This window comes from Trinickia sp. LjRoot230 (assembly GCF_964253315.1).
Classification (GTDB): Bacteria; Pseudomonadota; Gammaproteobacteria; order Burkholderiales; family Burkholderiaceae; genus Trinickia.
The window spans coordinates 349,086-375,174 of record NZ_CAXUQX020000001.1 but is presented as its reverse complement, the minus strand read 5'-3'; the positions used below and the strand labels follow the sequence as shown (position 1 = coordinate 375,174).

The 26,089-nt window shown below is 62.6% G+C and carries 23 protein-coding genes and 1 pseudogene; 5 read left to right on the top strand and 19 right to left on the bottom strand.

Annotated features, from left to right (window positions below; all coding sequences use genetic code 11):
* Positions 1-11: 11 nt before the first annotated feature.
* From ugpE to ACSQ20_RS01730, 10 genes are all read right to left on the bottom strand, one after another.
* Positions 12-857: a sn-glycerol-3-phosphate ABC transporter permease UgpE gene (gene ugpE, locus ACSQ20_RS01775; protein ID WP_436016861.1), complete on the bottom strand. Its 846-nt coding sequence runs from the start codon at positions 855-857 to the stop codon at positions 12-14.
* On the bottom strand, positions 854-1,738 hold the full coding sequence (gene ugpA / locus ACSQ20_RS01770; protein ID WP_436016859.1) for a sn-glycerol-3-phosphate ABC transporter permease UgpA: 885 nt from the start codon (positions 1,736-1,738) through the stop codon (positions 854-856). Before ugpA ends, ugpE begins: the two co-directional genes overlap by 4 nt.
* 100 nt (positions 1,739-1,838) lie before the next feature.
* Positions 1,839-3,167, bottom strand: a complete 1,329-nt coding sequence (ugpB, locus tag ACSQ20_RS01765) for a sn-glycerol-3-phosphate ABC transporter substrate-binding protein UgpB (RefSeq protein ID WP_436016857.1) — start codon at positions 3,165-3,167, stop codon at positions 1,839-1,841.
* Between the two features lie 79 nt (positions 3,168-3,246).
* Entirely contained in the window at positions 3,247-4,491 is a 1,245-nt protein-coding gene (locus ACSQ20_RS01760) for a deoxyguanosinetriphosphate triphosphohydrolase (protein WP_436022853.1), read from the bottom strand.
* Between the two features lie 42 nt (positions 4,492-4,533).
* Positions 4,534-5,610, bottom strand: coding sequence for a 3-dehydroquinate synthase (aroB, locus tag ACSQ20_RS01755; RefSeq protein ID WP_436022851.1), 1,077 nt, complete (start codon positions 5,608-5,610; stop codon positions 4,534-4,536).
* Positions 5,611-5,612: 2 nt separating this feature from the next.
* Complete coding sequence (locus tag ACSQ20_RS01750; protein ID WP_436016855.1) at positions 5,613-6,119, bottom strand: shikimate kinase; 507 nt, start codon at positions 6,117-6,119, stop codon at positions 5,613-5,615.
* Between the two features lie 161 nt (positions 6,120-6,280).
* Positions 6,281-7,930 (bottom strand): type IV pilus secretin PilQ, encoded by a 1,650-nt coding sequence (locus tag ACSQ20_RS01745; RefSeq protein WP_436016853.1) that lies wholly within the window; start codon positions 7,928-7,930, stop codon positions 6,281-6,283.
* Positions 7,930-8,913 carry a type 4a pilus biogenesis protein PilO gene (gene pilO, locus ACSQ20_RS01740; protein WP_436016851.1) on the bottom strand — a complete coding sequence of 328 codons (984 nt, stop codon included), beginning with the start codon at positions 8,911-8,913 and terminating at the stop codon, positions 7,930-7,932. Before pilO ends, ACSQ20_RS01745 begins: the two co-directional genes overlap by 1 nt.
* Positions 8,910-9,554, bottom strand: a complete 645-nt coding sequence (locus ACSQ20_RS01735; RefSeq protein WP_436016849.1) for a fimbrial assembly family protein — start codon at positions 9,552-9,554, stop codon at positions 8,910-8,912. Before ACSQ20_RS01735 ends, pilO begins: the two co-directional genes overlap by 4 nt.
* Complete coding sequence (locus ACSQ20_RS01730; RefSeq protein WP_436016847.1) at positions 9,551-10,588, bottom strand: pilus assembly protein PilM; 1,038 nt, start codon at positions 10,586-10,588, stop codon at positions 9,551-9,553. Before ACSQ20_RS01730 ends, ACSQ20_RS01735 begins: the two co-directional genes overlap by 4 nt.
* A gap of 216 nt (positions 10,589-10,804) precedes the next feature.
* Here ACSQ20_RS01730 and ACSQ20_RS01725 point away from each other — a divergent pair, with 216 nt between their 5' ends.
* Positions 10,805-13,261, top strand: coding sequence for a penicillin-binding protein 1A (locus ACSQ20_RS01725; RefSeq protein WP_436016845.1), 2,457 nt, complete (start codon positions 10,805-10,807; stop codon positions 13,259-13,261).
* 37 nt (positions 13,262-13,298) lie between these two features.
* Here the strand turns inward: ACSQ20_RS01725 and cyaY are convergent, their stop codons facing one another.
* A complete protein-coding gene (gene cyaY, locus ACSQ20_RS01720) occupies positions 13,299-13,619 on the bottom strand; it encodes an iron donor protein CyaY (RefSeq protein ID WP_436016843.1) in 321 nt (106 codons plus the stop codon).
* A 36-nt stretch (positions 13,620-13,655) separates the two neighbouring features.
* Here cyaY and lptM point away from each other — a divergent pair.
* A pseudogene (gene lptM, locus ACSQ20_RS01715) lies at positions 13,656-13,751 on the top strand (LPS translocon maturation chaperone LptM); the annotation flags it as partial.
* A 38-nt stretch (positions 13,752-13,789) separates the two neighbouring features.
* On the opposite strand, the gene ACSQ20_RS01710 reads toward lptM, so the two are convergent.
* A complete protein-coding gene (locus tag ACSQ20_RS01710; RefSeq protein ID WP_436023244.1) occupies positions 13,790-14,005 on the bottom strand; it encodes a hypothetical protein in 216 nt (71 codons plus the stop codon).
* Here ACSQ20_RS01710 and lysA point away from each other — a divergent pair.
* Positions 14,004-15,266 (top strand): diaminopimelate decarboxylase, encoded by a 1,263-nt coding sequence (gene lysA, locus ACSQ20_RS01705; protein ID WP_436016841.1) that lies wholly within the window; start codon positions 14,004-14,006, stop codon positions 15,264-15,266. The genes ACSQ20_RS01710 and lysA overlap by 2 nt on opposite strands.
* A gap of 17 nt (positions 15,267-15,283) precedes the next feature.
* Here lysA and msrQ read toward each other — a convergent pair whose 3' ends face one another.
* From msrQ to ACSQ20_RS01680, 5 genes are all read right to left on the bottom strand, one after another.
* A complete protein-coding gene (msrQ, locus tag ACSQ20_RS01700; RefSeq protein ID WP_436016839.1) occupies positions 15,284-15,985 on the bottom strand; it encodes a protein-methionine-sulfoxide reductase heme-binding subunit MsrQ in 702 nt (233 codons plus the stop codon).
* A gap of 53 nt (positions 15,986-16,038) precedes the next feature.
* The gene (gene msrP / locus ACSQ20_RS01695) at positions 16,039-17,043 is read right to left on the bottom strand and encodes a protein-methionine-sulfoxide reductase catalytic subunit MsrP (protein WP_436016837.1); all 1,005 of its coding nucleotides are present in this window, start codon (positions 17,041-17,043) and stop codon (positions 16,039-16,041) included.
* A 222-nt stretch (positions 17,044-17,265) separates the two neighbouring features.
* A complete protein-coding gene (gene ccsB / locus ACSQ20_RS01690) occupies positions 17,266-18,450 on the bottom strand; it encodes a c-type cytochrome biogenesis protein CcsB (RefSeq protein WP_436016835.1) in 1,185 nt (394 codons plus the stop codon).
* A gap of 4 nt (positions 18,451-18,454) precedes the next feature.
* Positions 18,455-20,680, bottom strand: a complete 2,226-nt coding sequence (locus ACSQ20_RS01685; protein ID WP_436016833.1) for a cytochrome c biogenesis protein ResB — start codon at positions 20,678-20,680, stop codon at positions 18,455-18,457.
* A 169-nt stretch (positions 20,681-20,849) separates the two neighbouring features.
* Complete coding sequence (locus ACSQ20_RS01680) at positions 20,850-21,497, bottom strand: c-type cytochrome (protein ID WP_436016831.1); 648 nt, start codon at positions 21,495-21,497, stop codon at positions 20,850-20,852.
* Between the two features lie 425 nt (positions 21,498-21,922).
* Here ACSQ20_RS01680 and yihA point away from each other — a divergent pair, with 425 nt between their 5' ends.
* The gene (gene yihA / locus ACSQ20_RS01675; RefSeq protein WP_436016829.1) at positions 21,923-22,558 is read left to right on the top strand and encodes a ribosome biogenesis GTP-binding protein YihA/YsxC; all 636 of its coding nucleotides are present in this window, start codon (positions 21,923-21,925) and stop codon (positions 22,556-22,558) included.
* A gap of 237 nt (positions 22,559-22,795) precedes the next feature.
* Positions 22,796-23,794: a porphobilinogen synthase gene (gene hemB, locus ACSQ20_RS01670; RefSeq protein WP_436016827.1), complete on the top strand. Its 999-nt coding sequence runs from the start codon at positions 22,796-22,798 to the stop codon at positions 23,792-23,794.
* Between the two features lie 58 nt (positions 23,795-23,852).
* Here the strand turns inward: hemB and dsbD are convergent, their stop codons facing one another.
* Together dsbD and cutA are read right to left on the bottom strand one after the other, a co-directional pair.
* Positions 23,853-25,727 carry a protein-disulfide reductase DsbD gene (gene dsbD / locus ACSQ20_RS01665; RefSeq protein WP_436016825.1) on the bottom strand — a complete coding sequence of 625 codons (1,875 nt, stop codon included), beginning with the start codon at positions 25,725-25,727 and terminating at the stop codon, positions 23,853-23,855.
* The gene (gene cutA / locus ACSQ20_RS01660; RefSeq protein ID WP_436016823.1) at positions 25,720-26,085 is read right to left on the bottom strand and encodes a divalent-cation tolerance protein CutA; all 366 of its coding nucleotides are present in this window, start codon (positions 26,083-26,085) and stop codon (positions 25,720-25,722) included. The genes dsbD and cutA overlap by 8 nt, the downstream gene beginning before the upstream one ends.
* Positions 26,086-26,089 lie beyond the last annotated feature (4 nt).

Here is a 26,089-nt window from a genome sequence, read left to right as displayed (position 1 = left end):
TGATTTCCCTTTTACTTCTCGGCATCGACGAGCCCGCGCACGAACCAGCGTTGCATCGCGATGACAACCACCAGCGGCGGCAGCATCGCAAGCAGCGTCGCGGCCATCACGAGATGCCATTCCGTGGCTGTATCGCCGGTGCCGATCATCGACTTGATGCCGACAACGGCCGTCGTCAGCGATTGCTCGCTCGTGACCAGTATCGGCCACAGATACTGATTCCAGCCGTAAATAAACGTGATGACGAAAAGCGCGGCGATGTTTGTCTTCGATAGCGGCAGCACCACGTCGCGGAAAAAGCGCAATGGCCCGGCACCATCGATGCGCGCGGCGTCCATCAGTTCATCGGGCAGCGTCATGAAAAACTGCCGAAACAGAAAGGTGGCCGTGGCTGACGCAATGAGCGGCAGCGTCAAGCCCGCGTAGCTGTTGATCAGATGCAGCGACGAAACAACTTGCACCGTCGGAAAGATCCGAACTTCCACGGGCAGCATCAACGTTACGAAGATGAGCCAGAAAGCGGTATTGCGAAACGGAAAACGAAAAAAGACGATCGCATAGGCCGAAATAATGGATACCGCTATTTTGCCGACGGAAATCGCCAATGCCATCGCGAGACTGTTCAGCAGCATGCGCCCGAACGGGCCCGCCGCATTGCCGGCACCATGCGTCCACACACGCGCGAGGTTCTCGAAGAGATGCGTGCTGGGCACAAGCGACAGCGGCACGGAAAAGATCTGATGCTCGTTCATCGTCGCCGCGCAAAACGCGACATAGACCGGAAACGCGATCGATGCGACGCCGACCAACAGCACCACATGGCAAAAAAGATCGAAGCCTTTTCGATTCTCGATCATACGTACTGCACCTTGCGTTCGATGAAGCGGAACTGGACGACGGTCAGCGCAACGACGATCACCATCAGCACCACGGACTGCGCGCCCGAGCTACCGATATCGAGCCCTTGGAAGCCCTCGATGAAAATTTTGTAAATCAGCGTTTTGGTCGATTGCGCGGGGCCGCCGCCCGTTGCCGCATCGATGACGGGGAAGGTGTCGAAGAACGCATAAACCACGTTGACGACGAACAGAAAAAACGTGGTCGGCGACAAAAGCGGCAGGGCCACACCAAAGAAACGCCGCATCGGGCCAGCGCCGTCGATAGCGGCAGCCTCCAGAAGCGAGCGCGGGATGGCCTGCAGACCGGCGTAAAAAAAGAGGAAGTTGTAGCTGACTTGCTTCCAGACCGACGCAAGCACCACCAGAAACATAGCCTGATTGCCGTTGATCGCATGGTTCCAGACAACACCGAGCTTGCCGAGCGCGAACGTCACGAGGCCGATGCTTGGATTGAACAGAAACGCCCACAGCACCGCCGCGATCGCCGGTGCCACCGCGTACGGCCAGATCAACAGCGTGCGATAGGCCCTCGAGCCGCGCGTGACGCGATCGGCACAAGCGGCCAGCAACAGTGAAACGACCAGCCCCGAGACCGTGACGAGCCCGCTGAAAACGAGTGTCGTCTTGAACGATTCGAGATAAAGCGGATCGCTGAAGAGATGCGCAAAATTGCCAAACCCGACGAATTCGCTGGTGGTGCCGAATGCGTCTTGCATCTGCGTCGACTGCCATAGCGCGACGCCCGCCGGCCAAAGAAAAAACACGGCGGTAATCGCGAGCTGCGGGGCAATCAGCGCATACGGCAACCAACTTGCTGCGAAACGGGAGCGTTCTTGCATGGCGCATGGAACTCAATAAAACGCGGCAAAGCGGCCGCACGCGTGTCGTGCGACGACGGCCGCGCATTCGTACTTCGAAGCTTCGTTCTTCAGGTCCCGATCACGAACCCGATTTCTCGAAACGACGCAGCAGTTCGTTGCCACGCGAGACAGCCGAATCCAACGCCTCCTTAGGCGTTTTCTTCTGCGCCCATACCAGTTCGAGCTCCTCGTCCACGATCGTGCGGATCTGCGGCATATTGCCGAGACGCAGCCCTTTTGTGAAAGGCAGCGGCGGCTTGTTCAGCATTTGCTTGATCGCCGTATCCGAGCCCGGGTGCTTGGCATAAAAGCCCTCCTTCTCGGTCTGCTCGTAAGCCGCCTTCGTCACCGGCAGATAGCCCGTATCCTGATGCCATTTCGCCGCGACCGCGGGCGACGTCAGGTAAGTGAGGAATTTGGCCACGCCCTTATAGACGTTCGCGTCTTTGCCCGACAGCACCCACAGGCTCGCGCCACCGATGATCGCGTTCTGCGGCGCGCCTTTCACGGACGCATCGTACGGCATCATGCCCGTGCCGAAGTCGAACTTGGCGTATTTGCGGATCGATGCGAGCGAGCCCGACGAACTCGTCAGAATGCCGCAGTCGCCACTGTAGAACTTCGACATCGCCTCGTCCTTGCGCCCGGCATAGGTGAAGACGCCATCCTTCGCCATCTTCTGCAGAAAGGCGATATGGGCGATCTGCTGCGGGCCGTTGAATTCGAGCTTCGCATCGGTTCCATCGAAGCCGTTGTTGCGGCTCGCGAACGGCAGGCCGTGCCATGCGCTGTAATTTTCGAGTTGAACCCAGCCTTGCCAGCCTGTCGTGAAGCCACACGACAAGCCCGCCGCTTTCAGTTTCGCGGCATCGGCGGCCACTTCGTCCCAGGTCTTCGGCGGCCGGCTCGCATCGAGGCCCGCCTTCTTGAACGCGTCCTTGTTGTAGTAAAGCACCGGTGTCGAGCTATTGAACGGCATCGAGATCAGCTCACCCGTCTTCGCATCGCTGTAATAGCTGGCGACAGTCGGCACGAAAGCGCTCTGATCGAGCGGCACACCAGCTTGCTTGAAGACATCCGTCACCGGAACGATGGCCTTTTTCGCCTGCATCATCGTGGCCGTGCCGACCTCGTACACTTGCAGAATCGCCGGCGCATTGCCGCTGCGATAGGCGGCGATGCCGGCCGCAAGCGTCTGATCGTAGCTGCCCTTGTACACCGGAACGATCTTGTAGTCGCTTTGCGACGCGTTGAAATCGTTGGCGATGTCATTGACCCGCTCCCCAAGCGCCGCTTCCATCGCGTGCCAGAACTGGATCTCCGTCGCCGCAACTGCACCCTGGCTCACGCCGACGAGCAGCGCACCCCCGATTGCGAACGAACGGACCAGTGTCTTATATCCCTTCATTTTTTTCTCCTTGGAATAAACGCGCGAGTAAGCGCGCGGCAAAACGAAAGTCGATGCACCGTCGTGCCGGTCGAGCAGTTTAGTTATCGTTGATGACAAATAGACGTTGGTATTCCTTGAGCGCGTAACGGTCGGTCATGCCCGCAATGTAATGCGCAATCAGCCGCGGCTGCATCGCCGGATTGTCGGCCAGATAATCGGGCGGCAAAAGGCGCGGGTCGTCGGTGAACGCATCGAAAAGGCCGGTGATCACACGACGCGCCTTGTTCGCCATCCGCATGACGCGATAGTGGCGATACAAGTTCTTGAAAAGAAAGCGCTTGAGTTCAGCCGCTTGCGCTGCGACGGCCGCGCTGTGCGCAACCAGCGGCGGCGCCGCGCGCACGGTGTCGAGCGAATCCGGGGCATGCTCGGCAAGGTTCACGCGCGTCGTGTCGATCAGATCGACGATGAGCGTGTTGATGATCCGACGTACCGTTTCGTGCACGAGGCGGCGCCCCTCTGGCTGCGGGTGCGCCGCTTTCGCCTCGGCGTAGTGCGTGCGCCAAAGTTCGACTTGCGAAAGCTGCTCGATCGTCAGCAGACCTGATCGCAAGCCGTCGTCGACATCGTGATTGTTATAAGCAATTTCATCTGCGATGTTCGCGATTTGCGCCTCCAGTGACGGCCGCTTGCCCTTCAGAAACCGCTCGCCGAGCTCGCCAAGCTTCAACGCGTTTTCGCGCGAACAATGCTTGAGAATACCCTCGCGCGTTTCAAAACAGAGGTTGAGGCCATCGAAACCGCCGTAGTGTTCCTCGAGTTCGTCGACCACCGCAAGGCTTTGCAGGTTGTGCTCGAAACCGCCATGCTCGCGCATGCAGTCGTTCAACGCGTCTTGGCCCGCGTGGCCGAACGGCGTATGACCGAGATCATGTGCGAGCGAAATGGCCTCGACGAGGTCTTCGTTCACACGCAGGTTGCGCGCCACGGAGCGGGCGATCTGCGCAACCTCGAGGCTATGCGTGAGCCGCGTTCTGAACAAGTCGCCTTCGTGGTTGACGAAAACCTGGGTTTTGTACTCCAGGCGGCGAAAGGCCGTCGAATGGACGATACGATCGCGGTCGCGCTGAAATTCGGTGCGCGCAACGGGCTCGGGCTCCGCGTGACGCCGCCCGCGCGAATTCGCCGAGCACGCGGCATACGGCGCAAGATGCGCTTCCAACATGGCTACCGTGGGAGCGTCCAACTGTGCGGCAACTGCCTGCCGTCGCTGCTCATCTGAAGAGGCGCCAGCCGGTTCGTCATGCGTTGGGTTCTGCTTCACATTCCCCCCTAATCGGATCGCCTGCACACGCCGCACGTGCCGCCGGATTCGCGAGCGCGCTCAGACGCACGCGGCAAGCGTTGCGCGCAGCATGTCCTCCGCCGCGCTCGTCATCAACGGCTTCCCGATACCCTCGAGCAGCACAAACTTGATGTTGCCCGCCTCGGCCTTCTTGTCCCCTTTCATCAGTTCGATATAACGCTCGGCGCCTAGCTCGGGCGCGCGCGTCGGCAACCGGGCGGCCGCGACGAGCGCGACGATGCGCCGGCGCGCGGCGTCATCCAGATGGCCTGCGCGCACCGAAAGATCAGCCGCCATCGCCATGCCGCAACCGACCGCCTCGCCGTGCAGCCATTCGCCATAACCCAACCCCGCTTCGATCGCATGGCCGAACGTGTGCCCCAAATTGAGTATCGCGCGCAGGCCGCCCTCGCGTTCGTCCGCGGCCACGACCGACGCCTTGATCTCGCAGCAGCGCTTGACCGCAAGCGCTAGCGCTTGCGGGTCGCAACGATTGAGCGCGTCGATGTTCGCTTCGATCCAATCGAAAAATGCCGCGTCGGCAATCGCAGCGGTCTTGATGACCTCGGCGAGGCCCGCCGCCAGTTCGCGCTGGGGCAGCGTACGCAACGCGGCAATATCAGCGATGACGGCCAGCGGCTGATAAAACGCACCGACCATGTTCTTGCCGAGCGGGTGGTTGATGCCGGTTTTGCCGCCCACCGACGAATCAACTTGCGAAAGCAAGGTGGTCGGCACCTGGATGAACGGCACCCCGCGCATGTAGCACGCCGCGGCGAAACCGGTCATGTCGCCGATCACGCCGCCGCCAAGCGCGATCAACGTCGTCTTGCGATCGGCGTGCCGTTCGAGCAACGCATCGAAAATCAGGTTGAGCGTTTGCCAGTTCTTGTGCGCTTCGCCATCGTGCAGCACCACCGTCGAGACTTCTTTACCGAGCGGCGCGAGCGCCGCGCGCAACTGCTCGCCATAGAGCGGCTCGACCGTGGTATTGCTGACGATCGTGATCGATGCGCCGGCCACGTGCGGCGCAAAAAGCTCGGGGCGCCCGATCAGATCGGTCCCGATATGGATGGGATAGCTGCGTTCGCCTAAGTCGACACTAACGGTAATCATGTTCATGTATTTGCCTGACCGGCGATGCCGGCCATCTCGAGTTGCATCAGGACCATATTGACGAGTCCGTTGACCGAGGGCCGTCCTGTTTCGACGACGAAATGCGCGCATTCGCGATAAAGCGGATCGCGCACCTCGTAGAGCGCCTCGAGCTTCGCTTTGGGGTTCTGTGTCTGCAAAAGCGGCCGGTTCTTGTCCTTGCGCGTGCGCAGCCAGAGATCATGCGGGTTCGCACGAAGATAGACGACGATGCCGCGCGCGTGAAGTATCGCGCGATTTTCCGGACGCAGCACCGCTCCGCCGCCGGTTGCCAGCACGATCGAATCGCGGCCCGTCAGCTCGGCAATCACTTGCGCTTCGCGCTCGCGAAAACCCGCCTCACCCTCGAGTTCGAAGATAACCGGGATGCGCGCGCCCGTGCGCGCTTCGATTTCGTGGTCGGAGTCGAAAAACGGCCTGTCCAGCCGGCGCGCAACGGCGCGACCCACAGTGGTTTTGCCGGCCCCCATGAGTCCCACGAAAAAAATGCTGGTGTTTGCGCCCCGCTCTTGCAACGGTATCCTCTGATTGATCTACACGTGGTTCGTGGCGCAGCTTACTGGCAAAGGCGCCGGCTTGTCGAGTCGCGCGGCGGGCGGCGAACCGCCTCTGCAACCGCTTTGGGGCGCTCCTAATCGAGGCTGACCACCCGCGGCGTAATAAAGACGGCGAGTTCGCTTGCGTGCTCGCGCTGGGCTCGGTGACGAAAAAGTGCGCCCAAAACCGGTATTTTGCCCAACAGCGGCACGCTCGTCACATCATCGCGATCCTGAGTCTCGTAAATGCCTCCAATCGACACCGTGCCGCCGTCCTCCACTTCCACGCGGGTTCGAACGTGCTTCGTATCAATGGCGAGTCCGGCCGCCGTTGCCTCGCCAATGCTGTCTTTCGCGATGTCGAGATCGAGGATCACGCGGCCGTTAGGAGTAATTTGCGGCTCTACCTCGAGCTTGAGCGTGACGCGACGGAACTGGATGCCCGAGACGCCGTTGCGCACCTTCGCCTGATAGGGCAGTTCGGTGCCTTGTTCGACGATCGCCTTGGTTCGGTCCGCCGTCACGATCCGGGGGCTGGACACGATCTCCCCCCGCCCTTTCGCCTCCAGCGCGCTAAGCTCCGCTGTCACGAGGCGTGTGGCCCCCGCCGCGAAAAGCGTGAGACCGGCCGTGGCGGCGTCGAAGCCCGCGAGCGCCTGCGCGGCCAGGTCATATACGCGCCCGTTGGCGTCACCCGCGAGCCCTCTCGCATCCCCGCTGCCCGCTTGGCCGCCTACCGTGCGCAGCGAAAGCCGGGCGCCGAGCTCGCGCGAGAACCCACGCGCCCCTTCGACGATGCGCGCCTCAATCAACACCTGCCGGCTCGGCTTGTCGATTGCCGCAATCAACTCGGCCACCTGCGCCAGGCGGGCTTGAAGATCCGTGACGAACAGCAAGTTGGTGCGCGCATCCGCCATCGCGGTGCCGCGCTTGGACAGCACACGCTGCCCGCCCGCGGCGCTCAGCAGGCGCTGCACCTCCTCGGCACGTGGATAGCGCAGCGCGAATGTGCGGCTTGCCAACGGTTCGAGGTCGGCCGCCCGCGCATGCGCCTCGAAACGCAGCCGTTCGCGCGCTGCCAGTTCGGCAACGGGCGCGACCCAGATCACATTGCCGCGCCGTGTCATGGCGAGTCCGTTCACCTCCAGCAACGTATCGAAGGCAGTACGCCACGGTACGTTGTCGAGAAATATCGTGATGTTGCCGCGCGCGCGTTCGCTGGCGACGATGTTCAGCCCGGTGAAGCGCGCGAATGCGTCCAGCACGTCGGCAAGCCGCGCGTCGCGAAAGCGCAGCGTGATCAGCTTGTCGTCGGCAGTAGTGCCGTCTTCGCTCGTGTCGCCACTCATGCGTTGCGCGGGCGGAAGCGGGACGGGTGGGCCTTCTAGCTTGTCCGTCTTGTCCGTCGGCGGTGGGGATTGCCCGGCGAGGGTCGCTTCGCCACTCGGCGCCCCACCAAGCAATGCTTCACCCTCGCCATCGGCTGTGCCTTCAGCATCATCCTCGGCTTCATGGGCAAGCGAGGACGCCGGCTCGACCGCCTCGCGCGCAAGCGAAACAGGGTGGCCCGGTACCGTCAGGTCGACCTGACGGCTTTCCGTGCGTTCGATCAACATCCCGGGCGGCAACGGCGGCAGTGATGGCAGCGCCGGCACTCGCGCATCGACCGCATCGACCGCGCCGGCCGCGCCGGCCGCAACGCAAGCAAATGCAAACACCGAGGCACGCAGGTTCGGCCTTCTCATCACGCGCCCCCTTTCGTCAGGTCCGATGTGCCGTCGGCAGACCCGGGCGAGCCCAATAGAATCACCTTCGTGCCGCCTCCGCTGGCGAGCGTCACCCCGTGGGCATCCACCCGCAGCAAACGCTGCCCGGCGATGAGCTGCCCGGGCAAATAAATCTCACCCCGGCCACTCGCGTCGAACAGCGCCAGCCCGCGCGTTTCCTCGAGCATCAGCCCAACGAGATCCAACGCCGGTATGCCGCTGCGGGCGGCCAAGCGTGTCCCGTCGAATGGATCGCCAAGCCAAACCTCGCCGTCATCACGCTCGGCCGGCGAGTTACTCGTGGCGCGCGGCGCTGCAGGTAACGCTTCAAACACATCGAGCGTCGCCTCCAGCGTCAGGCCGTCGGGGGCCGGTTGGAGTCGTATTTCCGTCGGCACGACGAGCGAGGGCAGCGTCGCGACGCCCTGCAGAAACGAAACAAACGCCGCGAACGTGGTTTGTGCCGTGAGCCGCACGGGACGGGATGCTTCCGCACCGCCCCCCGATTGCGTGCCCGGCTCGAGCGAGCGAAGCGTCATCCCGCTGCGCGCTGCCAGCGCCGAAATAGCTTGCCAGTGCCCCGCCGTCGTCGCACGCGCGCCGCTTGCGGCGGATGCGGCGAGCGCATGCTCGCTTTGAACGGATCGCCTCAACGCCGGCAAACTCGCGACCTTCGAGCGGGCATCAGCCACGCGACGTTCGAGCTCGGCAAACGTCACCCTGCTGTCGTCGGCGCCAGAGCCGGCGAGTCCGGCCACCCGCCAACCATGCGTGCACACCGCGAACGCCACGGCCGACAGCGCCACAGCCGACAGCAGCCGATGGGCCCCACTCCATGCGTGCGGAGCTGAAAACCATACCGCAAACCACCCACCGAGCCGGCCCGCACGCTCCGATGCCACCCCAGCGAGCCCGCCACGAAGCCAACCCGGGCGAGAGGCACTGCTCAAGCGCCGGCTCACGGCTGCCTCCCTGCTCGTCCCCGCTGCATCGGCGCCGCCTCTTGTCCGGGCGCATTGTCCACGTTCACCCGAGCGACGAATTCCACGCCCCGCACTGCGCCGCCGGAGGCGAAACGCAGTTCCGCCACTTCCGCCGCGCGTACGCCGCGCACGCGCGCGAGCTGTTCGACCCATGCGGCTGGCGCGGCACCATCGGACGCATTCGCCATCAATTCGACGGTGCCGCGCGTGTGGCGCAGCCGGGTGAGCGCGATGCCATCCATGGGTTCGCGGCCCAGCGCTTCGACCACTTCTAGCAGGGTCGACCCCGGTGCCGCAAGCCGGCGCGCGAGCTCGGCATGCTCATGCGCTTGCGCCCGCATGCGCTCCAGCCGTCGATGTTCGGAAAGCGGTGCACCGAAAGCAGCGAGTGCAGATTCGAGCTCAGCACGCGTTCGTTCAACGCGCGCGTCGTCCGACGAACCGGTGGCCGTGCCGATCAGCGCCGCAGCAGCGCCGCACAGCCCAGCCGACAAACACTCGAACAAGCGCCAGCGCCGCTGTCTGCGCGCATCGCGTTGCCGATAAGGCAGCAAGTTAAAGCCGCCAACCCGCATGCCAGCCGGCTTCCCCCCTCGACCGGGCAGCCATTGCGCGATCATGCACCCACCCCACGCAGGGCTAGCCCGAACGCCACCGCGAACCTCGGAGCATGCGTCAATGCCGCGGCGCTCGCGGGCAAAACGCATGTCGCCGCATCGACAAACGGCGCACATTCGAACGGCAGCACCGTACAGCCGAGCAGATCGCCGATGTCGGCCAGCGTTGTTCCGATGCCAGCGAGCGCGCCAAGGTCGCCGCCCGCGAACGCGCACTCGAGCGGCAGCCCCCCGCCGAGCTCACGCAGCGCGGCGCACAAGTCGCTGTGTTCGAGCGTGGGATATCGGATCTGCGTTTTGATCGCGCCATCGGCGATGCACCAGCCGTATAGGCCATCGTCGCCGATCCACAGTGCGGCGTAGCAGTCATCGCCGCCGACCTCGAAGCTTGCAGCATGGCAAAGCGCGCGCAGGGCGGCCGGCGGCTCACCGTCAATTGCCGCGAGCGCAATGCCGGCGGCAGCCGCCGCCTCCATGCGCGACTCCAAATGCTGCCGCGCAGCCGCGGCCACAGCCAAGTATGGCCGGCCGACATCTGCGCCTGGTTGCGGTGCCCAGGCCCAGCCTGCCGCCGCATCTTCCACGCACCAATCGATCGCCAATGCTTCGCGCTCGATGCCGGCGATGTGTTCGGCATGCGCGCACGCGGCCGCTTCGAGCGCGTCAGACGCGGCGAGCTCGGCCATAGCCGCATCCGCGCCGGCGTGCGGCCGTTGCCGATGCGGCAACCGCAGCGAAGCAACCCATGTCACGCTGGGCGGCACAGCCATGGAGCACCGTAACGTCCGCACCGAACGTCGGGCGGACCACTGCGCAAAAAGGGCGCTAAGCGCGGCGGCAACGCCGGCCCGGTCGACAACATGGCCACCGGCCATGGCCGACCGTTCAAGCCGCGCCACGCTCAACCATTCGACGCGCACCGGCGCCGTGCGCGCGCCGCGTCGGCTCAATACCACGAGCCTCGCTTCGCGCGCGCTCAGATCGATGCCGGCTGCAAACCGGCGCACCGCGGGCGTAAATCTCTTTCCGACCAACATGCGTTCTCCTTGCGACGTTCGCCGCGAGCGGGCGGCTCGCATGCAACGTTCGTTGCGATGGAGAAATTGTGCGTATCGAAGTATCGTCGGAACATTCGGCCAAACGGCCACCGTGAGCGGCAACACGGCCCACGCGGGCGACGTTCCGTTAAGCTGATCGAAAGCCGCATGCCGCCCGGCGGCTATAATCCCGGGCTCCGCTCGTCAGCTTTTTTTATGCAGCCCCTCGACCCTCCTCCGCCGGGACCGGCTTCGCCGCCCGAGCCCGCTTTGCCGCCCAAGCGCGTTTCGCGCTGGCGGCGCATGCTGACGAAGACGCTCGTCGGTCTGGCTGCGCTCGTCTTCGCCGGCGCGCTCGGCGCTGCGCTGCTCGCGGTCTACGCGCTCGCCGTCGCAAGCCCGAGGCTGCCGTCCATCGCCGCGCTCACCGAATATCGGCCGAAAATTCCGCTGCGGATCTACACGGCTGACCACGTGCTGATAGGTGAATTCGGCGAAGAGCGGCGCGATGTTGTACACATCGCGGATGTCCCGGTGTTCCTCAAGCAAGCCATTTTGGCGATCGAGGATGCCCGCTTTTACGATCATGGCGGGGTCGACCTGGCCGGCATCGCGCGCGCCAGCGTCGCCGCGTTGACCAATGGCCATGCCACGCAGGGGGCGAGCACGATCACCATGCAGGTTGCGCGCAATTTCTTCTTGTCCAGCGAGAAGACGTACACGCGCAAGATCTACGAGATGGTGCTGGCCTATAAGATCGAACGGGAACTGACGAAAGATCAGATTCTCGAGGTCTACATGAATCAGATCTACCTTGGTCAGCGCGCCTACGGTTTCGCATCGGCCGCGCGAATCTATTTCGGCAAAGACATCAAACAGATCACGCTCGCCGAGGCCGCAATGCTCGCGGGCCTGCCGAAGGCGCCTTCCGCCTACAACCCGGTCGTCAATCCGGCTCGCGCCAAGCTGCGCCAGCAGTACATCTTGCAGCGCATGCTGGAGTTGGGTGACATCACGCAGGCGCAGTACGACGCCGCCGCTAACGAACCGCTAGTCATCGTCAAAAGCGCGGTGCAGCAGTTCAGCGTGCATGCCGAGTATGTCGCCGAAATGGTGCGGCAGGCGATGTTCGCGCAATACCGCGACGAGGCCTACACGCGCGGGCTCAATGTCGTCACGACGATCGATTCTGCCGATCAGGCGAACGGCTATCGCGCGTTGCGGCGCGGCTTGATGAATTACGATGCACGGCGCGGCTACCGCGGCCCCGATGCCTTTATCGTGCTGCCCGCTGACAGCACCGCCCGCGCACAGGCGATCGCCGATGCACTCGCAAGCCGTCCCGACAACGGCGATATTGCAGCGGCCGTGGTGACCGCGGCCGAACCGCGTGAAGTTCAGGCCACGCTTGCCAACGGCACGGTCATTACGATCGCGGGAGACGGGCTGCGCTTCGCCGCCACTGCGCTCAGTGCGCGCGCGCAACCGAACGCGCGCATCCGTCCCGGCGCCATCGTGCGCGTCATGAAGCGAGCCGATGACCGTTGGGCCATCGTCCAATTGCCGCAAGTGGAGGGCGCGTTCATTTCGATCGCGCCGCAAGACGGCGCGATCCGCGCTTTGGTAGGCGGGTTCGATTTCAACAAGAACAAGTTCAATCACGTCAGCCAGGCCTGGCGTCAGCCGGGCTCCAGCTTCAAGCCATTCATCTATTCGGCATCGCTCGAAAAGGGGCTTGCGCCCGCCACCGTCATCAACGACGCGCCGCTTTTTTTCAGCGCGGCGCAAACGGGCGGCACGGCGTGGGAGCCAAAGAACTACGGCGGCGGCTTCGACGGGCCGATGACGATGCGCACGGCATTGCAAAAATCGCGCAATCTCGTTTCGATTCGAATCCTTGCGCATATCGGCACGCATTACGTGCAGGACTACATCACGCATTTCGGCTTCGACGCCGAGCGGCATCCGGCCTACCTTCCGATGGCGCTCGGTGCGGGCCTGGTCACGCCATTGCAAATGGCCGGCGCGTACTCGGTGTTCGCGAACGGCGGCTACCGCGTGAACCCTTACCTCATTTCCGAAGTCACCGACCAGCAAGGCATCGTGCTCGCGCGCGCGCAACCGATCATAGCCGAGCGCAACGCGCCGCGCGCCATCGGCGAAGCGAACGCTTACGTGATGAACAGCCTGCTGCAAAGCGTGGCGCAACGCGGCACTGGCGCCAAGTCCAACGAGCTTGGACGCAAGGATCTCGGCGGAAAGACCGGCACGACGAACGAATCGCGCGATGCCTGGTTCGCTGGCTATCAGCACACGCTCGCGGCCATAGCCTGGGTCGGTTACGACAGCCCGCGCAGTCTCGGCGATCGCGAAACAGGTGGCGGCGTCGCGCTTCCCATCTGGATGGACTACATGCGTGAAGCGCTCAAGGGCGTACCGGCTTATCAGATGCCGATCCCGGCCGATGTAGTGCAAGTCAACGGGGAGCTTTACTTCGACGAATTCCAGCCGGGGCAAGGCTTCGTCGCCTCGGTCGGCGTGCCGGCGGCCGCTGAAGAAGGCGAACCGGGGCAGGAGGCGTCAGCGGCGGCCGCAGGTGAGCAACCGGCCGCGCCACGCGAGCCCGCTGCCGATGAGGGGCAGCGCGTCATGAACTTGCTCGACGGGCATTGAACGTCAAACATCAAACGCGGCTGTGAGTGCAGGCGCTTCAGTCAGCGCTGAACGTCACCGGTGTTTGCGCTTGCTGCGAGGCATAATCAGAAAGCGCGGCAAAAAACTCGGTGCCGTTGCGCGTATCGCGCCATTGCCCGTCAACGAATTTGAAATGAAAGCCGCCCGCCTTTGCCGCGATCCAAATTTCCTGCATCGACGGCTGCAGGTTCACGATGATCTTCGAACCGCTCTCGAATTCGAGCGTCAGCACATTGCCGTTGCGCTCGGATTCGATGTCGGCGCCAACCTCGTCGAGCGCCGCTTCGATCCTGGCCAGAACCGCTTCAGCCCGGCCAAGATAGTCACTGTCGGTCATGCTAAACTCCAGCGCTTAAACACACATTCACAGGCCATGCGAGTCGTCCTCAGGATAAGCGCGATTGTAGCGGCTTTAGCCGTTGCGACAAGCGTGTCGTTGACCGGCTGCGGGCAAAACGGTCCGCTTTATCTGCCGACTGTTCCGCCCCTGCCTCAAAAACCCGTCGATCAAACCGAACCTTCGTCGAACGACAAAGCGAACGACAACGCGGGCACTGACACGTCAACAGATACCGAGACACCGGCACCGTTGACGCTCGAGCCGGCGAACGAACTCGGCAAGCAAGCGCCGTCGGCCCGTGCCGCAGCATCGGCGTCAGCAGCCTCGGCCCCTTCATCGGCCGACGCCCCCAACCAGTAGCGCATTCGATCGATTCGCCGCATGTCCTATTCCGCCTTCCATCACGTCGATGGCGTACTGCACGCCGAAGGCGTCAGTGCCATCGCGCTTGCCGATCAATTCGGCACACCGCTTTATGTCTATTCACGCGCCGCGCTCACGCACGCGTACGAGGCCTATGCGCGCGCTTGCGCGCAACGCCGCGCGTCGGTGCATGTGGCCGTCAAGGCGAACAGCAACCTTGCCGTTTTGAACGTGTTCGCGCGCCTGGGTGCGGGTTTCGACATCGTCTCGGGCGGCGAATTGGCGCGCGTGCTGGCGGCCGGCGGCAAACCAGCCAATATCGTGTTTTCCGGCGTCGGCAAATCAGCCGACGAGATGCGCGAAGCGCTTGCTGCCGGCGTGAAGTGTTTCAACGTCGAATCGATCCCCGAACTTGATCGTCTCGATGAAGTCGCGCGCGCGGTCGGCAAAAAAGCGCCGGTATCGCTGCGCGTGAACCCCGACGTCGATCCCAAAACGCATCCGTATATTTCCACGGGCCTCAAGGCGAACAAATTCGGTGTCGCGTTCGATGAAGCGCGCGCCGCGTATCGGCGCGCCGCGACGATGCCGCACCTGGATGTCATCGGCATCGACTGTCACATCGGTTCGCAGATCACCGAGGTTTCGCCCTATCTCGACGCCGTCGACAAACTGCTGGAACTCGTCGAGCAAATCGAAGCGGACGGCACGATGCTTCATCATATCGACGTGGGCGGGGGTCTCGGCATCACCTATGACGACGAAACGCCGCCCGACACGACGCTTTTCGTGCGCACGCTGCTCGATCGCATCGAAGCGCGCGGTCATGGCCATCGCGAGGTCTTCTTCGAACCGGGCCGCTCGGTGACAGGCAATGCGGGCATGTTGCTGACGCGCGTCGAATTTCTCAAGCCCGGTGCGGAAAAGAACTTCGCGATTGTCGACGCTGCGATGAACGATCTTGCGCGTCCCGCGATGTATCAGGCCTTTCACGCAATCGAGCCGGTCACATCGCGCCCCGACGCGCCGCGCGTCTATGACGTCGTCGGCCCTATCTGCGAAAGCGGCGACTGGCTCGGCCGCGATCGGTCTTTAGCCATTGCACCGGGCGACTTGCTCGCGATCCGCTCGGCCGGAGCCTATGGGTTCGTCATGAGTTCGAACTACAACACGCGCCCGCGCGCCGCCGAGGTGATGGTCGATGGGGACTGCGCGTATCTCGTCCGCGCACGCGAGACGGTCCGCGAACTTTTCGCATCTGAAACGTTGTTGCCCGAATAAATATCAGGGCTTAAGCATCAGCGAGGCCGGCGGCGCGCTTGAATCCATTGGCTCCGTCTGTTGTCTAGCCAAACCAGCACGCGCCAGCCGAGCAACGCGAGCATGATCGCGCCGTACAGCTTCGGCAAAGCGAGATCGTGCTTGCCGGCCTTCATCCACCAAAGGTGCAAAATCGCGAGCGTGCCGATCACGTAGATCGCGCGATGAAGTGTCTGCCAGCGCCGTCCCAGCTTGCGCGCAACAGCACGCGGCGACGTAGCCGCCAATGCGATCAGCAAGATAAATGCGGCGAAGCCGACGGTAATGAAAGGCCGCTTGCCGATATCTTTCGCCACCTCGGCCAAGTCGAACCACTTGTCGAACCAGATATAAGTGACGAAGTGCAGGCACGCGTAAAAGAACGCGAAAAGGCCGAGCATGCGACGAAACCGCACCAACGCCTTGATGCCGGTCATTTTGCGCGCGGGCGTGACAGCAAGCGTAATGCACAGGAAAACGAGCGTCCAAAGGCCCGTCGACCAAGTGACGAAGCGGATCGGGTCCGCCCCGAGCCGGTCGGTGAACCCATAGAACACGAGTCGCGCGAGCGGATAACAGGCGGCGGCGAACACTGCCACCTTGGCATGGGCAATCCAACGCTCGCCTCGGCGCGGCACCGCGGCCACGGCACCGCGCGGCGCACGCGTGGTGTCATTCACAGTGGGCGTATTGGTCGTCATGATGATGCTTGGTCTCTTAGTCTGTTGATCGTTTGCATCCAAAAATTTGGGGCTCAGAAATATTTGCGCAGATCCATACCCTGATACATCGATGCCACCAGGCTGCCGTATCCGTTGAACATCAGTGTCTTGCGCTTGGCCGTGAAGAACCCGTCTTCGCCGATGCGCCGCTCCGTGCCCTGGCTCCAGCGCGGATGATCGACATTCGGGTTGACGTTCGAATAAAAGCCATACTCGCCCGGAGCATAGGTATTCCAGCTCGTCGGCGGTTCTTTATCGATGAAGCGAATTTTCACAATCGATTTGGCGCTTTTGAATCCATATTTCCACGGCACGATGATGCGAATCGGGGCGCCGTTCTGATTGGGCAGCACTTGACCGTAAAGGCCCACCGTCAGCAGCGTGAGCGGGTTCATCGCCTCATCCATGCGCAAGCCTTCAGAGTACGGCCAATTGAGAATCGGGGTAGCAATGCCCGGCATTTGCGACTGATCAGCGAGCGTGATGAATTGAACGTACTTCGCGTTACCGGTCGGCTGCACGCGTTTGATGAGTTCCGCCAGCGGATACCCGATCCACGGAATCACCATCGACCATCCCTCGACACAGCGATGCCGATACACCCGCTCTTCGAGCGGCGCGAGCTTGAGCAGTTCGTCGATGTCGTACACTTTCGCATGCTTGACCTCGCCTTCCACGCTCACGCGCCAGGGGTGGGGCCGCAGCGTGCCCGCGTTTTGCGACGGATCGGCCTTGTCGGTGCCGAACTCATAGAAGTTGTTGTAGGACGTGATGTCCTTGTAAGGCGTCACCTTATCGGGCACGACGAATTTCGCGTTCGTCGCGGCGGTCAGCTTGCCCGCCTTCGCGTCGGGCGACGCAAAGGCGGCACGCGCCTCCTCGCTGACGCCGAGCATCCCACCGGCCGCGGCAACGCCAGCGAAACCGGCTGCTTGCAGCAAGCGGCGACGGCTCTCGAATAGCGCGCGCGGCGTAATCTCGCTTGGGCAAATGTCCTCGCCGCTCAAGACAATGCGTTGCTGTCGTTTCGTCCACACGATGACTGCTCCTCTGAAGAAAAACCGGGCCGCACGACCGACATCGGCAGCGCTCGTCGGTGCGATCCCCACCGCCTTGTATACCTGCCGCGTCTGCATTTGGATGCACTTGAATCCGCCGACCAATAAAAAAACCGCCGAAGCGTCCACTCGGCGGTTTCATTAATCAGTCAATCCGTTCAATCGGTCGGATCAAAGCGGCGGCAGGCGCCGCAGCCCGCGCTACAGTTTGCCGTAGCTGTGCAACCCTGACAGGAACATATTGACGCCGAGAAACGCGAACGTCGTCACGAGCAAGCCAGTCAACGCCCACCAAGCGGCGGCGGCCCCGCGCAACCCCTTCATCAGCCGCATGTGGAGCCAAGCCGCGTAATTCAGCCAGACGATAAGCGCCCAGGTCTCCTTCGGATCCCAGCTCCAATAACCGCCCCACGCTTCGGCCGCCCACAGCGCGCCCAGAATCGTTGCGATCGTGAAGAAGGCAAAGCCGACGGCGATCGATTTGTACATCACGTCGTCGAGCACCTCGAGTGAGGGCAGGCGGTCAGCCAGCACGCCGCGCTCTTTCACCAGATATGCCACGCCAACCATAGCGGAGAGCGCGAAGCTGCCGTAGCCGATGAAATTGGCCGGCACGTGAATCTTCATCCACCAGCTTTGCAGCGCGGGCACGAGCGGCTGGATTTGCTGCGCGTCACGCGCGATCGAATACCACATCAAGAAGCCGACTGCGGCACTGATGACAAGCAGCACGAAAGCGCCCAGCGCACGCGTGGCGTAATGCTGCTCGTAATAAAGATAAAACAGGGCGGTGATCAGACAAAAGAGCACGAACACTTCATAGAGGTTCGAAATCGGAATATGTCCAACGTCGGCGCCGATCAGATACGACTCGTACCAGCGCACCATCAGGCCGGTGAAACCCATCAGGACTGCAAACCAGGTCAGCTTCGAGCCGATCGCCCCGCCCGTTGGCGAGCGCGACAGCAAGCCGATCCAGTAGAACAGCGTGGCGAGTACCAGCAATGCGCTCATCCACAGAATCGCAGATTGGCTCGACAGGAAATATCGGAGGAAGAACGCGCCGTCGGCGCGTGCCAGATCGCCGTGATAAAGGCCGATAGACGAGAGCGCAAGCACCGCGATGCCGGCCATCAGCAACCGTGCCGGCTTCCAGCGCCAACCTAGCGTGACAAGCGCGGGCACGGTGCAGACCAGCACCAGCTTGTCGTAATAGTTCATGAACGCGTAATAGCGCGAAAGCGCAAACCCCGCGCCCGCAACGAGGGCGATCGCGAAGGCCCAGTCGATGACGCTTAGGCGCCGCAAAAACGAGCGTTCATCGAGGATGCCGCCGGCGGTATGCGCCGCGTGCCTGGAGCGGGAGGAGGTGTTGGTCAGGTCCATGATGTTACCGAGTATGATCCTGCGCACCATCGGGCGATGCGCTTGCTGCTTCGCTTGCGGGTTGATGGGCGGCCGTATCGAGCGTCGCACCCACCTTGTCGCGCGTGAGCGCGAACTCCTTTTCGAAGTCGAGCGTCTTGCGAGCGGACGACATCGCCATCAGGGCCAAGACGCCGGAGGCCGTGCCAGTAGCCGCACCCGTGGGCCTGTCCTTCAGCCACAACCAGAGCCGGCGCTCGCGCACATAGAACATCGAAAAGATGCCGAGCACGAGCAGCAGGCTGCCAAGATACACCAATTTTTTGCCAGGTGCGCGCGTCAGCTGAAACACCGAAGCTTGCACTTGCTTGAACGAATCAAGCTGCAAATAGACGGGAGATCCATACAGAAAGCTGTCGGAAAGCGCATTGATCGAGCTTTGCACGAACCGGCTCGCGGCAGGCTCGGCGCGCGCGTCGGGCTCGCCCGCTTGCTCGCGAGCGAGTTGCCAGAGCTCCCACATCGAGCCCTCCAGCATCCGCAGCAACAGCGATGCCGCCTTTTCCTGCTCGCCCTTCGGCACCGAGTGGTCGATAAACGTCGCGATTGCCTGGAAGCCCGCGTTGGTCTGCCCGCCCGGCCCCTTGCCGACATCCGCATCGACACCGGCGAACAGCGTCATGACCCGCTGCGCGCTTTCTTCGAGATGCTGCCGAAGCGTCGGATTCGGTTCGGCGACGGCGTGCTGCGCGAAGCGCTGCGCCGCCTGTTGCCGCAACGCGGGGTTCTCGAGTGCGGCGCGCAGCATCATCCATTCCTTGACGGTACCCGCGCTATCGGCGGGAATGCGCAGATAACGGAAAGGATCGTCGGGCGCGAGCCGCACGCCGGCGAGGAACAAACGTTCGCCGTCGACGTCGACAGGCAGCATATAGTTGCTGAATTCGCGCGCCTGACCGTCGCTGCTGCGGACCTTGTATTGAATCGACGGGCCGACGTTGCGCAAGTCGACCGTCTTTGATGTTTTTGCACCCGAGCCGAGCCGGTTGTCGAGAAACTGCTCGACGGGATGCTGAGCCGCCACGCCGCGCGCGTCGGTCTTGCCGCTGCCGTTCGTGATGTTCTCGACGTTGATCGCACGGAAATCGGTGAATTCGACGGTCTGGCCGGCCACCCCCGGCATGGACGCCGAAAGCGGCGCGGAACCACCGATCGTGCCCGCGACCGGCACCGTCTTCGTGCCGTCGCCCACCATCGGCCAGGCCGTCATTGAAAGCTGTGAGCCGCCGTCCTGAAAACTCGATTGATAGATCGACACACCGTCGTACTCGAACGGCTTGTTGACCTCGACGCGTGCCGGGATACGCGCGCCCGTCTTGTGATCGATGACGACGATATCGCTCGCGAACAGCTTCGGCATGCCGGTCGAGTAATAGTCGACGATGAACTTGTTGAGCTGAATCGAAAACGGCAGGTCCTGGATCAACGAGCCGCTGGGCTGATTCAGAATGGCCGTCGACACATGCTGCCCCTCGGGCACCCATGCGTAGCCGCGAAAAGTCGGGTTCGCGGGAGACAGCCGGTGGTCCGGCGAAATCCCGCTGATGGCGCTGTTGCTCGTCACGGGCGACTTGCCGAAGAGCCACATCTGGAATTTGATCGGCAAGTTACTGTCGAGCAACCCGCCCAGACAGATGATGACGATCGCCAGATGCGCGAAGATGTAGCCGAGCTTCGTCATCGCTCCACGCTTGGCTGCGATCAGCGTGGCACCTTCGCTTTCGCGCACGACGAACCGGTACCCGAGCTTGCCGAGCAAGGCCCCGAGCCGCGCCGCCACATCGGCGCGCGATCCGCTTGCGATGAATTCGGCCTTGTGATGGAAGGCGCGCAGGCTGCCCTCGCGCACCTTGACCTTCCAACTCTTCATGTCGGCGATCATCTTCGGCGCATTGCGTATCACGCAAAGTGAGACCGACACGATCAAAAAGCCGAGAATCAGCATGAACCACCAGGCACTGTAGAGCGTGTAGAGGCTCAAGCCGCGGAAGATGTCGGCCCAGAACGGACCGAATTGATTGACGTAGTTCGGATAGGGGTCGTCTTGCGTCAACACCGTGCCGATGATGCTGGCGATTGCAAGGACGACCAGCAGCGCAATCGCGAAGCGCATCGAGCTCAGTAACTCAACCGCGCGCTTGAGGACGCGCCGCTCCGACTTCAGTTCATAACCCGACGTGGTGACGCTCATTCCGATTCCGATTCCGGCTCCAACTCCAACTCCAACCTCAATTACGGCTACCAGCAAAAAAGGGCAGAGCCGCCGACGAACATGCGGCGCCCCACCCTTTTCTTTTTCTCGCCGGCCTTGTAGGTTGCAAGGCCCGCCCGGCAACTACAAATAAATCAGCCGCGCCGCATCAGTGCAGGCCGGCCATGTAATCGGCCACCGCTTTCAGTTCTTTGTCGCTCAACCGCGACGCGATCGGCTGCATGACGTCGTTCTTGCGCGTGCCTTGCGCAAACGCGGTCAGTTGCGCACTGGTGTAATCGGCCCATTGCCCCGACACGCGCGGATACTGAACCGGCACGCCCTGACCGGTTGGCCCATGGCAGCTCGCACAGGCCGGCATGCCCTTCTCGGCAATGCCTCCCCGATAGATCTTCTGACCGAGCGGCACGGTGGCGGCATCGCGCGCGGCGCCGGCCTTCGACGTTTGCGACGCGAAGTAGGCCGCGACGTTCACCATGTCCTGATCGGAAAGCGAGGCCACCATGCCAGCCATCACAGCGTTCTGGCGCACGGCCGCTTTCTCGCCGGGCTTCACCTTGAAGTCCTTCAACTGCTTGACCAAATATTCCTGGTGTTGCCCCGCGAGCTTCGGAAAGGCCGCACTCGCGCTATTTCCGTCTGTTCCATGACAGGCTGCGCACACACTCGTTGCGATGGCCTGCCCTTTGTTCGCATCCGGTTTCGGTGTCTCCGCTGCATTCACTTGTATCGCCAAACCCAACCAACCTGCCGCTACGACTTCAAGGACCACCAAAGACTTGCACAGTCGATTCATTCGCACACCCGGTTTCGTCTTTTGTGAATTGAGTGCCCTCAGACCGGTTGCCGGCGCAAACAAGCAGTCTCCCCCCTTAGGGCTGCAAGCGGTTGCCCGGCGGCCCGGCCATTTTCTCGAGAGATGTCGGAAAAACGACGGCGACCAACTATCGGCCACGACAAGGCTACGTGCCTGCGGCCATGCACTCGAAGCGCCGCGCCAAAGCGGCCGCGGCCCATCTTGAGTAAACCGTCGTATTGTACAATACCTCGCTATTCGCCAAGACGCCAGTCGGCCGCACCCTGGGCGGGAGTGCCTACTCGCGCTCGGTACTTTGACTCGGTTATGTTCGAAGGTCGAAAGTACCGACAATCGCGCGGTAGTGCGAACAGGCCCCGCCTCCACTTATCAGGCGCCGCACGTCGGCGCGCCCCACTCTCGCCATGGCCTTCTTGCTGCATCAAGCCCGCTTTTTTACGACCGTCAACCACTTGCGCGATTTGCCCGCCACGGTGGCGCCCGAGGTCGCCTTCGCCGGCCGCTCCAACGCCGGCAAGTCAACGGCCATCAACGTGCTCGCCAATCAAAAGCGCCTTGCCTTCGCGAGCAAGACGCCCGGGCGCACGCAGCACATCAATTATTTCAGCGTCGGGCCCGTGGACGAACCCACCAGCTATGTCGTCGATTTACCCGGCTATGGCTATGCGGAGGTGCCCGGAGCGGCCAAGGCGCACTGGGAGGCGCTGCTTTCCAGCTATCTGCAAAGCCGTGCGCAACTGCGCGGCATGATTCTGATGATGGATTCGCGCCGTCCGCTGACCGATCTCGATCGCATCATGATCGAGTGGTTCGCTCCGACTGGAAAGCCGATCCACGCTTTGCTGACGAAGTGCGACAAATTGACGCGCCAGGAGAGTATCAACGCGCTGCGCGCGACGCAAAAGGCATTCGCCGGATATCGTGAGGCCGGATACCAGGGCGAACTGAGCGCGCAGCTTTTCTCGGCGCTCAAGCGCGTCGGGCTCGATGAAGCTCACGCATTGATCGAAGCATGGGTCGCGCCCCGGGCAGATGCATAAAAAAACCCGCCGGACCTCGGCGGGTTAAACAGCCTAATCGAAAAAACGACAGGCACCCGCTCAGGGAGGAGAAGCGGGGAGCTCGGCGCCAGGCGCTTCGCTCGATCGTTATCATATACCATCGTGCCAACGCTAGCGTGGCCTTCGAGCGCCCGCGACAGCGCGAGCCAAGGCGCCCGGTAGGCGCTCGTCGCGGCCCAGCCCGCATTTTCAACGAATTCAAAGCGTTTTCGTCCTATGAGCTTTTACCCTCACCACCGTCCCCGCCGTATGCGTCGCGATGATTTCTCGCGTCGTCTGATGCGCGAAACCGTGCTGACCACCAACGACCTCATTTATCCCGTCTTCGTCGTCGAGGGAACCAACCTGCGGCAGCCGGTGCCGTCGATGCCCGGCGTCGAGCGCGTGTCAGTCGACTTGCTGCTCGGCGTGGGCGAGCAATGCGTCGAACTCGGCGTGCCGGTGCTGTCGCTCTTCCCCGCAATCGAGCCGTCGCTGAAAACACCCGATGGCCTCGAAGCGACGAATCCCGAAGGTCTGATTCCGCGCGCCGTGCGCGAGTTGAAATCCCGTTTTCCCGAACTGGGCGTGCTGACCGACGTCGCACTCGACCCCTACACGAGCCACGGACAAGACGGCGTGCTTGACGAAGACGGTTACGTCATCAACGACGAAACCGTGAAGATCCTCGTCGAGCAAGCCCGCACACAAGCGGAAGCCGGTGTGGACATCGTGGCACCATCGGACATGATGGATGGCCGCATCGGCGCGCTGCGCCAAATGTTCGAGAGCGAAGGACGCATTCACACGCGCATCATGGCGTATGCCGCCAAATATGCGTCGGCGTTCTATGGTCCGTTTCGCGACGCCGTCGGCTCCGCGGCGACGCTCGGCAAAAGCAACAAAATGACGTATCAGATGGACCCGGCGAATTCCGACGAAGCGCTGCGCGAGGTGCGTCTCGATATCGAGGAAGGGGCCGATATGGTGATGGTGAAACCCGGCATGCCGTATCTGGACATCGTCCGCCGCGTCAAGGACGAATTCCGGTTTCCAACCTATGTCTATCAGGTGAGCGGCGAATACGCGATGTTGAAAGCCGCCGCCCAAAACGGTTGGCTCGATCACGACAAGGTGATGATGGAATCGCTGCTCGCGTTCAAGCGGGCCGGAGCGGACGGCGTGCTGAGCTACTTCGCGCTCGATGCCGCGCGTCTGTTGCGCGCGCAGAAGTAACGACGTTGAGGATCGGCGGGCGCCAAACGCCACAAACAAGCGCTGCGCTGACCCTTGATCAAGACAGCGGTCGCGTGCCAGCAGCCCGGTCGAGGCTCCGCAAGAATTGGTCGGCCGATTCATAGCCCACGACGCGCGCCACCTCCTTTCCGCTGCCGTCGAAAAAGATAATGCCGGGCGGCCCAAACAGCCCAAAGCGCTTTAGCAGTGCCTGATCGGCGGCATTGTTCGTCGTGACATCGGCGCGCATCAGTTGCAGTTGCGCAAGACGCGCACGCACGCGCGGGTCTGCGAAGGTGAAACGCTCCATTTCCTTGCAGCTTACGCACCAATCCGCGTAGAAATCGAGCATGGCTGGCCGGCCTGCCGTGGCCAGCGCCTGGTCGAGCAACGCCGACGAACGGATCGGCTCGAACGCCAGGCTCTGTGGCTGCCGCTCGTTCGCGAGCACGGCCGTCGACCCGCCGACGCGCGCGGCGAGTACGGCGAGCGGGCGCAGCGGATCAGTCGAGCCCGCAGCGAGCCCGACGATGATCGCGGCGGCCCAAATGGCGAGCGCAGCCCCGATTCCGCGGCCAAGCCGACGCCAGACCGATGCAGCGGCAGCGGACGGCGAGAACAAACCAAGTGTTGCCGCGGCCAGCAGCAACCAGAGCGCCCCCAACACCATCTGCGCAATCGGCGACAGTATCGGCCAGACGATCCATAACGCGGCGGCAAGCAAAATGACGCCGAAAAAAACCTTGATGCCTTCCATCCACGCACCGGCTCTCGGCAGGAACGTACCGGCACCGAGGCCAACGATCAACAGCGGAACGCCGAGTCCGATCCCCATCGAAAAGAGCGCCGCGCCACCCAGTGCCGCGTTGCCCGTATGCGCGATAAACGCGAGCACGGCGAAAAGCGGCGCGGTCATGCAAGCGCCGACGACGAGTGCCGAGAGCGCACCCATCAGCGCCACCGCGGCAAGCTTGCCGCCGGCTCGCCGGCTCGATGCCGCCGACATCCGTTCATGCCACTGCTGAGGCAATGCGATGTCGACACCGGCAATCAGCGAAACAGCAAAGGCCGTCAGCAACAGCGCGAACGCAGCGAGCACCCACGGGTTCTGGAGCCAGGCACCGAGACTCTGCCCGACGAGCGCCGCGGCGATGCCGAGCATCGTATAAACCAACGCCATGCCGAGCACATAGGCGAGCGACAGCGTGAAGCCGCGTACGTGAGTCACCTTATGCCCTTCACCGATGATGATGGCCGAAAGAATCGGGATCATCGGGTACGAGCACGGCAAAAGACTGAGCACGGCGCCGGCCAGGAAATAGAGCCCGACCGTTGCGGCGAAGCTGCCGCCTTGCAACAACGCGCTCGCGTAGTCCGCGCTCGTTGCCCGGTCGTACCAGGTGGTACTGCCGGTGCTCGACTGAGCTTGCACCGCTGGGCGCGGCGTGTCGGCGGCCGGCGAAAGTGCGGCGCCGCTCACACGGTAGGCGCGTGTGGCCGGAGGGTAGCAGATCCCGGCGTCGGCGCATCCCTGATACGTCACCACGAGATCAAACGGCGCGCCTGCCGCTTTTACCGGGACGCGCACGACCACCTCCTGGCGGTAGGTCTCGACGTCTTTTTGAAACGTCTGATCGAATTTCACATGGCCGGGAGGCAGTTGCGGTTCGCCCAACGTTGCCGAACCGCTCTTGGCGGCAAACCCGAAACGTTCGCGATAGAGATAATAGCCATCAGCAATCTTGAACCGAATATCGACCTCCCCCGGTTGCTCGCTCGCGCTGAAACGAAACGCGGCCGACGGGTCGAGAAAGTCGTCGGCGCGAGCGGCACCGGCACTCCACCAATTAGCAAACGTAAGCGCCAGCAGTAGGAAGAGGAAGCGTGCGACAAAGAACCAACCGCGCTCATCGAGCGATTTCGAATTAGACATGGGTAGGACGATGGGTTTCGGCACTCACCCATTGGCCGTAAGCGATCGAAGCGCTGGCAGACCAAGAGACGATCTCCGGCGTTTCGTAAGGGTGGCTTTGTGCAATGAAGCGCTCGAGTTCGAGCGCGCGTGCCGCACTGGTCTTGAAGAGCAATTGCACTTCCTCGGCCGATTCCATTTGGCCCTTCCAGCGATAACGCGACCGAACCGGCGCCGACTCGGTCACACAAGCGGCGAGCCGCGCATCGAGCACTGCGTCGGCAAGCTTTTGCGCTGACGCGACATCCGGCAGCGTAGTCAGCGTCAGAACGATATCGAGAGGCACGTGATCTCCAACTTGCAGCAAACATGAACGCATTATC

Excerpts from the sequence above, each read along its gene's own strand:
- ACSQ20_RS01710 (WP_436023244.1), bottom strand. The coding sequence starts at position 14,005 with ATGCGGCGAATCGATCGAATGCGCTACTGGTTGGGGGCGTCGGCCGAT.
- cutA (WP_436016823.1), bottom strand. The coding sequence starts at position 26,085 with ATGCGTTCATGTTTGCTGCAAGTTGGAGATCACGTGCCTCTCGATATC.
- ugpE (WP_436016861.1), bottom strand. The coding sequence starts at position 857 with ATGATCGAGAATCGAAAAGGCTTCGATCTTTTTTGCCATGTGGTGCTG.
- lysA (WP_436016841.1), top strand. The coding sequence starts at position 14,004 with ATGTCCTATTCCGCCTTCCATCACGTCGATGGCGTACTGCACGCCGAA.
- aroB (WP_436022851.1), bottom strand. The coding sequence starts at position 5,610 with ATGATTACCGTTAGTGTCGACTTAGGCGAACGCAGCTATCCCATCCAT.
- yihA (WP_436016829.1), top strand. The coding sequence starts at position 21,923 with ATGGCCTTCTTGCTGCATCAAGCCCGCTTTTTTACGACCGTCAACCAC.
- ugpB (WP_436016857.1), bottom strand. The coding sequence starts at position 3,167 with ATGAAGGGATATAAGACACTGGTCCGTTCGTTCGCAATCGGGGGTGCG.
- ACSQ20_RS01735 (WP_436016849.1), bottom strand. The coding sequence starts at position 9,554 with ATGATCGCGCAATGGCTGCCCGGTCGAGGGGGGAAGCCGGCTGGCATG.
- dsbD (WP_436016825.1), bottom strand. The coding sequence starts at position 25,727 with ATGTCTAATTCGAAATCGCTCGATGAGCGCGGTTGGTTCTTTGTCGCA.
- ccsB (WP_436016835.1), bottom strand. The coding sequence starts at position 18,450 with ATGGACCTGACCAACACCTCCTCCCGCTCCAGGCACGCGGCGCATACC.
- ACSQ20_RS01750 (WP_436016855.1), bottom strand. The coding sequence starts at position 6,119 with ATGGGGGCCGGCAAAACCACTGTGGGTCGCGCCGTTGCGCGCCGGCTG.
- cyaY (WP_436016843.1), bottom strand. The coding sequence starts at position 13,619 with ATGACCGACAGTGACTATCTTGGCCGGGCTGAAGCGGTTCTGGCCAGG.
- ACSQ20_RS01745 (WP_436016853.1), bottom strand. The coding sequence starts at position 7,930 with ATGAGAAGGCCGAACCTGCGTGCCTCGGTGTTTGCATTTGCTTGCGTT.
- ACSQ20_RS01680 (WP_436016831.1), bottom strand. The coding sequence starts at position 21,497 with ATGAATCGACTGTGCAAGTCTTTGGTGGTCCTTGAAGTCGTAGCGGCA.
- msrQ (WP_436016839.1), bottom strand. The coding sequence starts at position 15,985 with ATGACGACCAATACGCCCACTGTGAATGACACCACGCGTGCGCCGCGC.
- ugpA (WP_436016859.1), bottom strand. The coding sequence starts at position 1,738 with ATGCAAGAACGCTCCCGTTTCGCAGCAAGTTGGTTGCCGTATGCGCTG.
- ACSQ20_RS01725 (WP_436016845.1), top strand. The coding sequence starts at position 10,805 with ATGCAGCCCCTCGACCCTCCTCCGCCGGGACCGGCTTCGCCGCCCGAG.
- hemB (WP_436016827.1), top strand. The coding sequence starts at position 22,796 with ATGAGCTTTTACCCTCACCACCGTCCCCGCCGTATGCGTCGCGATGAT.
- ACSQ20_RS01730 (WP_436016847.1), bottom strand. The coding sequence starts at position 10,588 with ATGTTGGTCGGAAAGAGATTTACGCCCGCGGTGCGCCGGTTTGCAGCC.
- ACSQ20_RS01685 (WP_436016833.1), bottom strand. The coding sequence starts at position 20,680 with ATGAGCGTCACCACGTCGGGTTATGAACTGAAGTCGGAGCGGCGCGTC.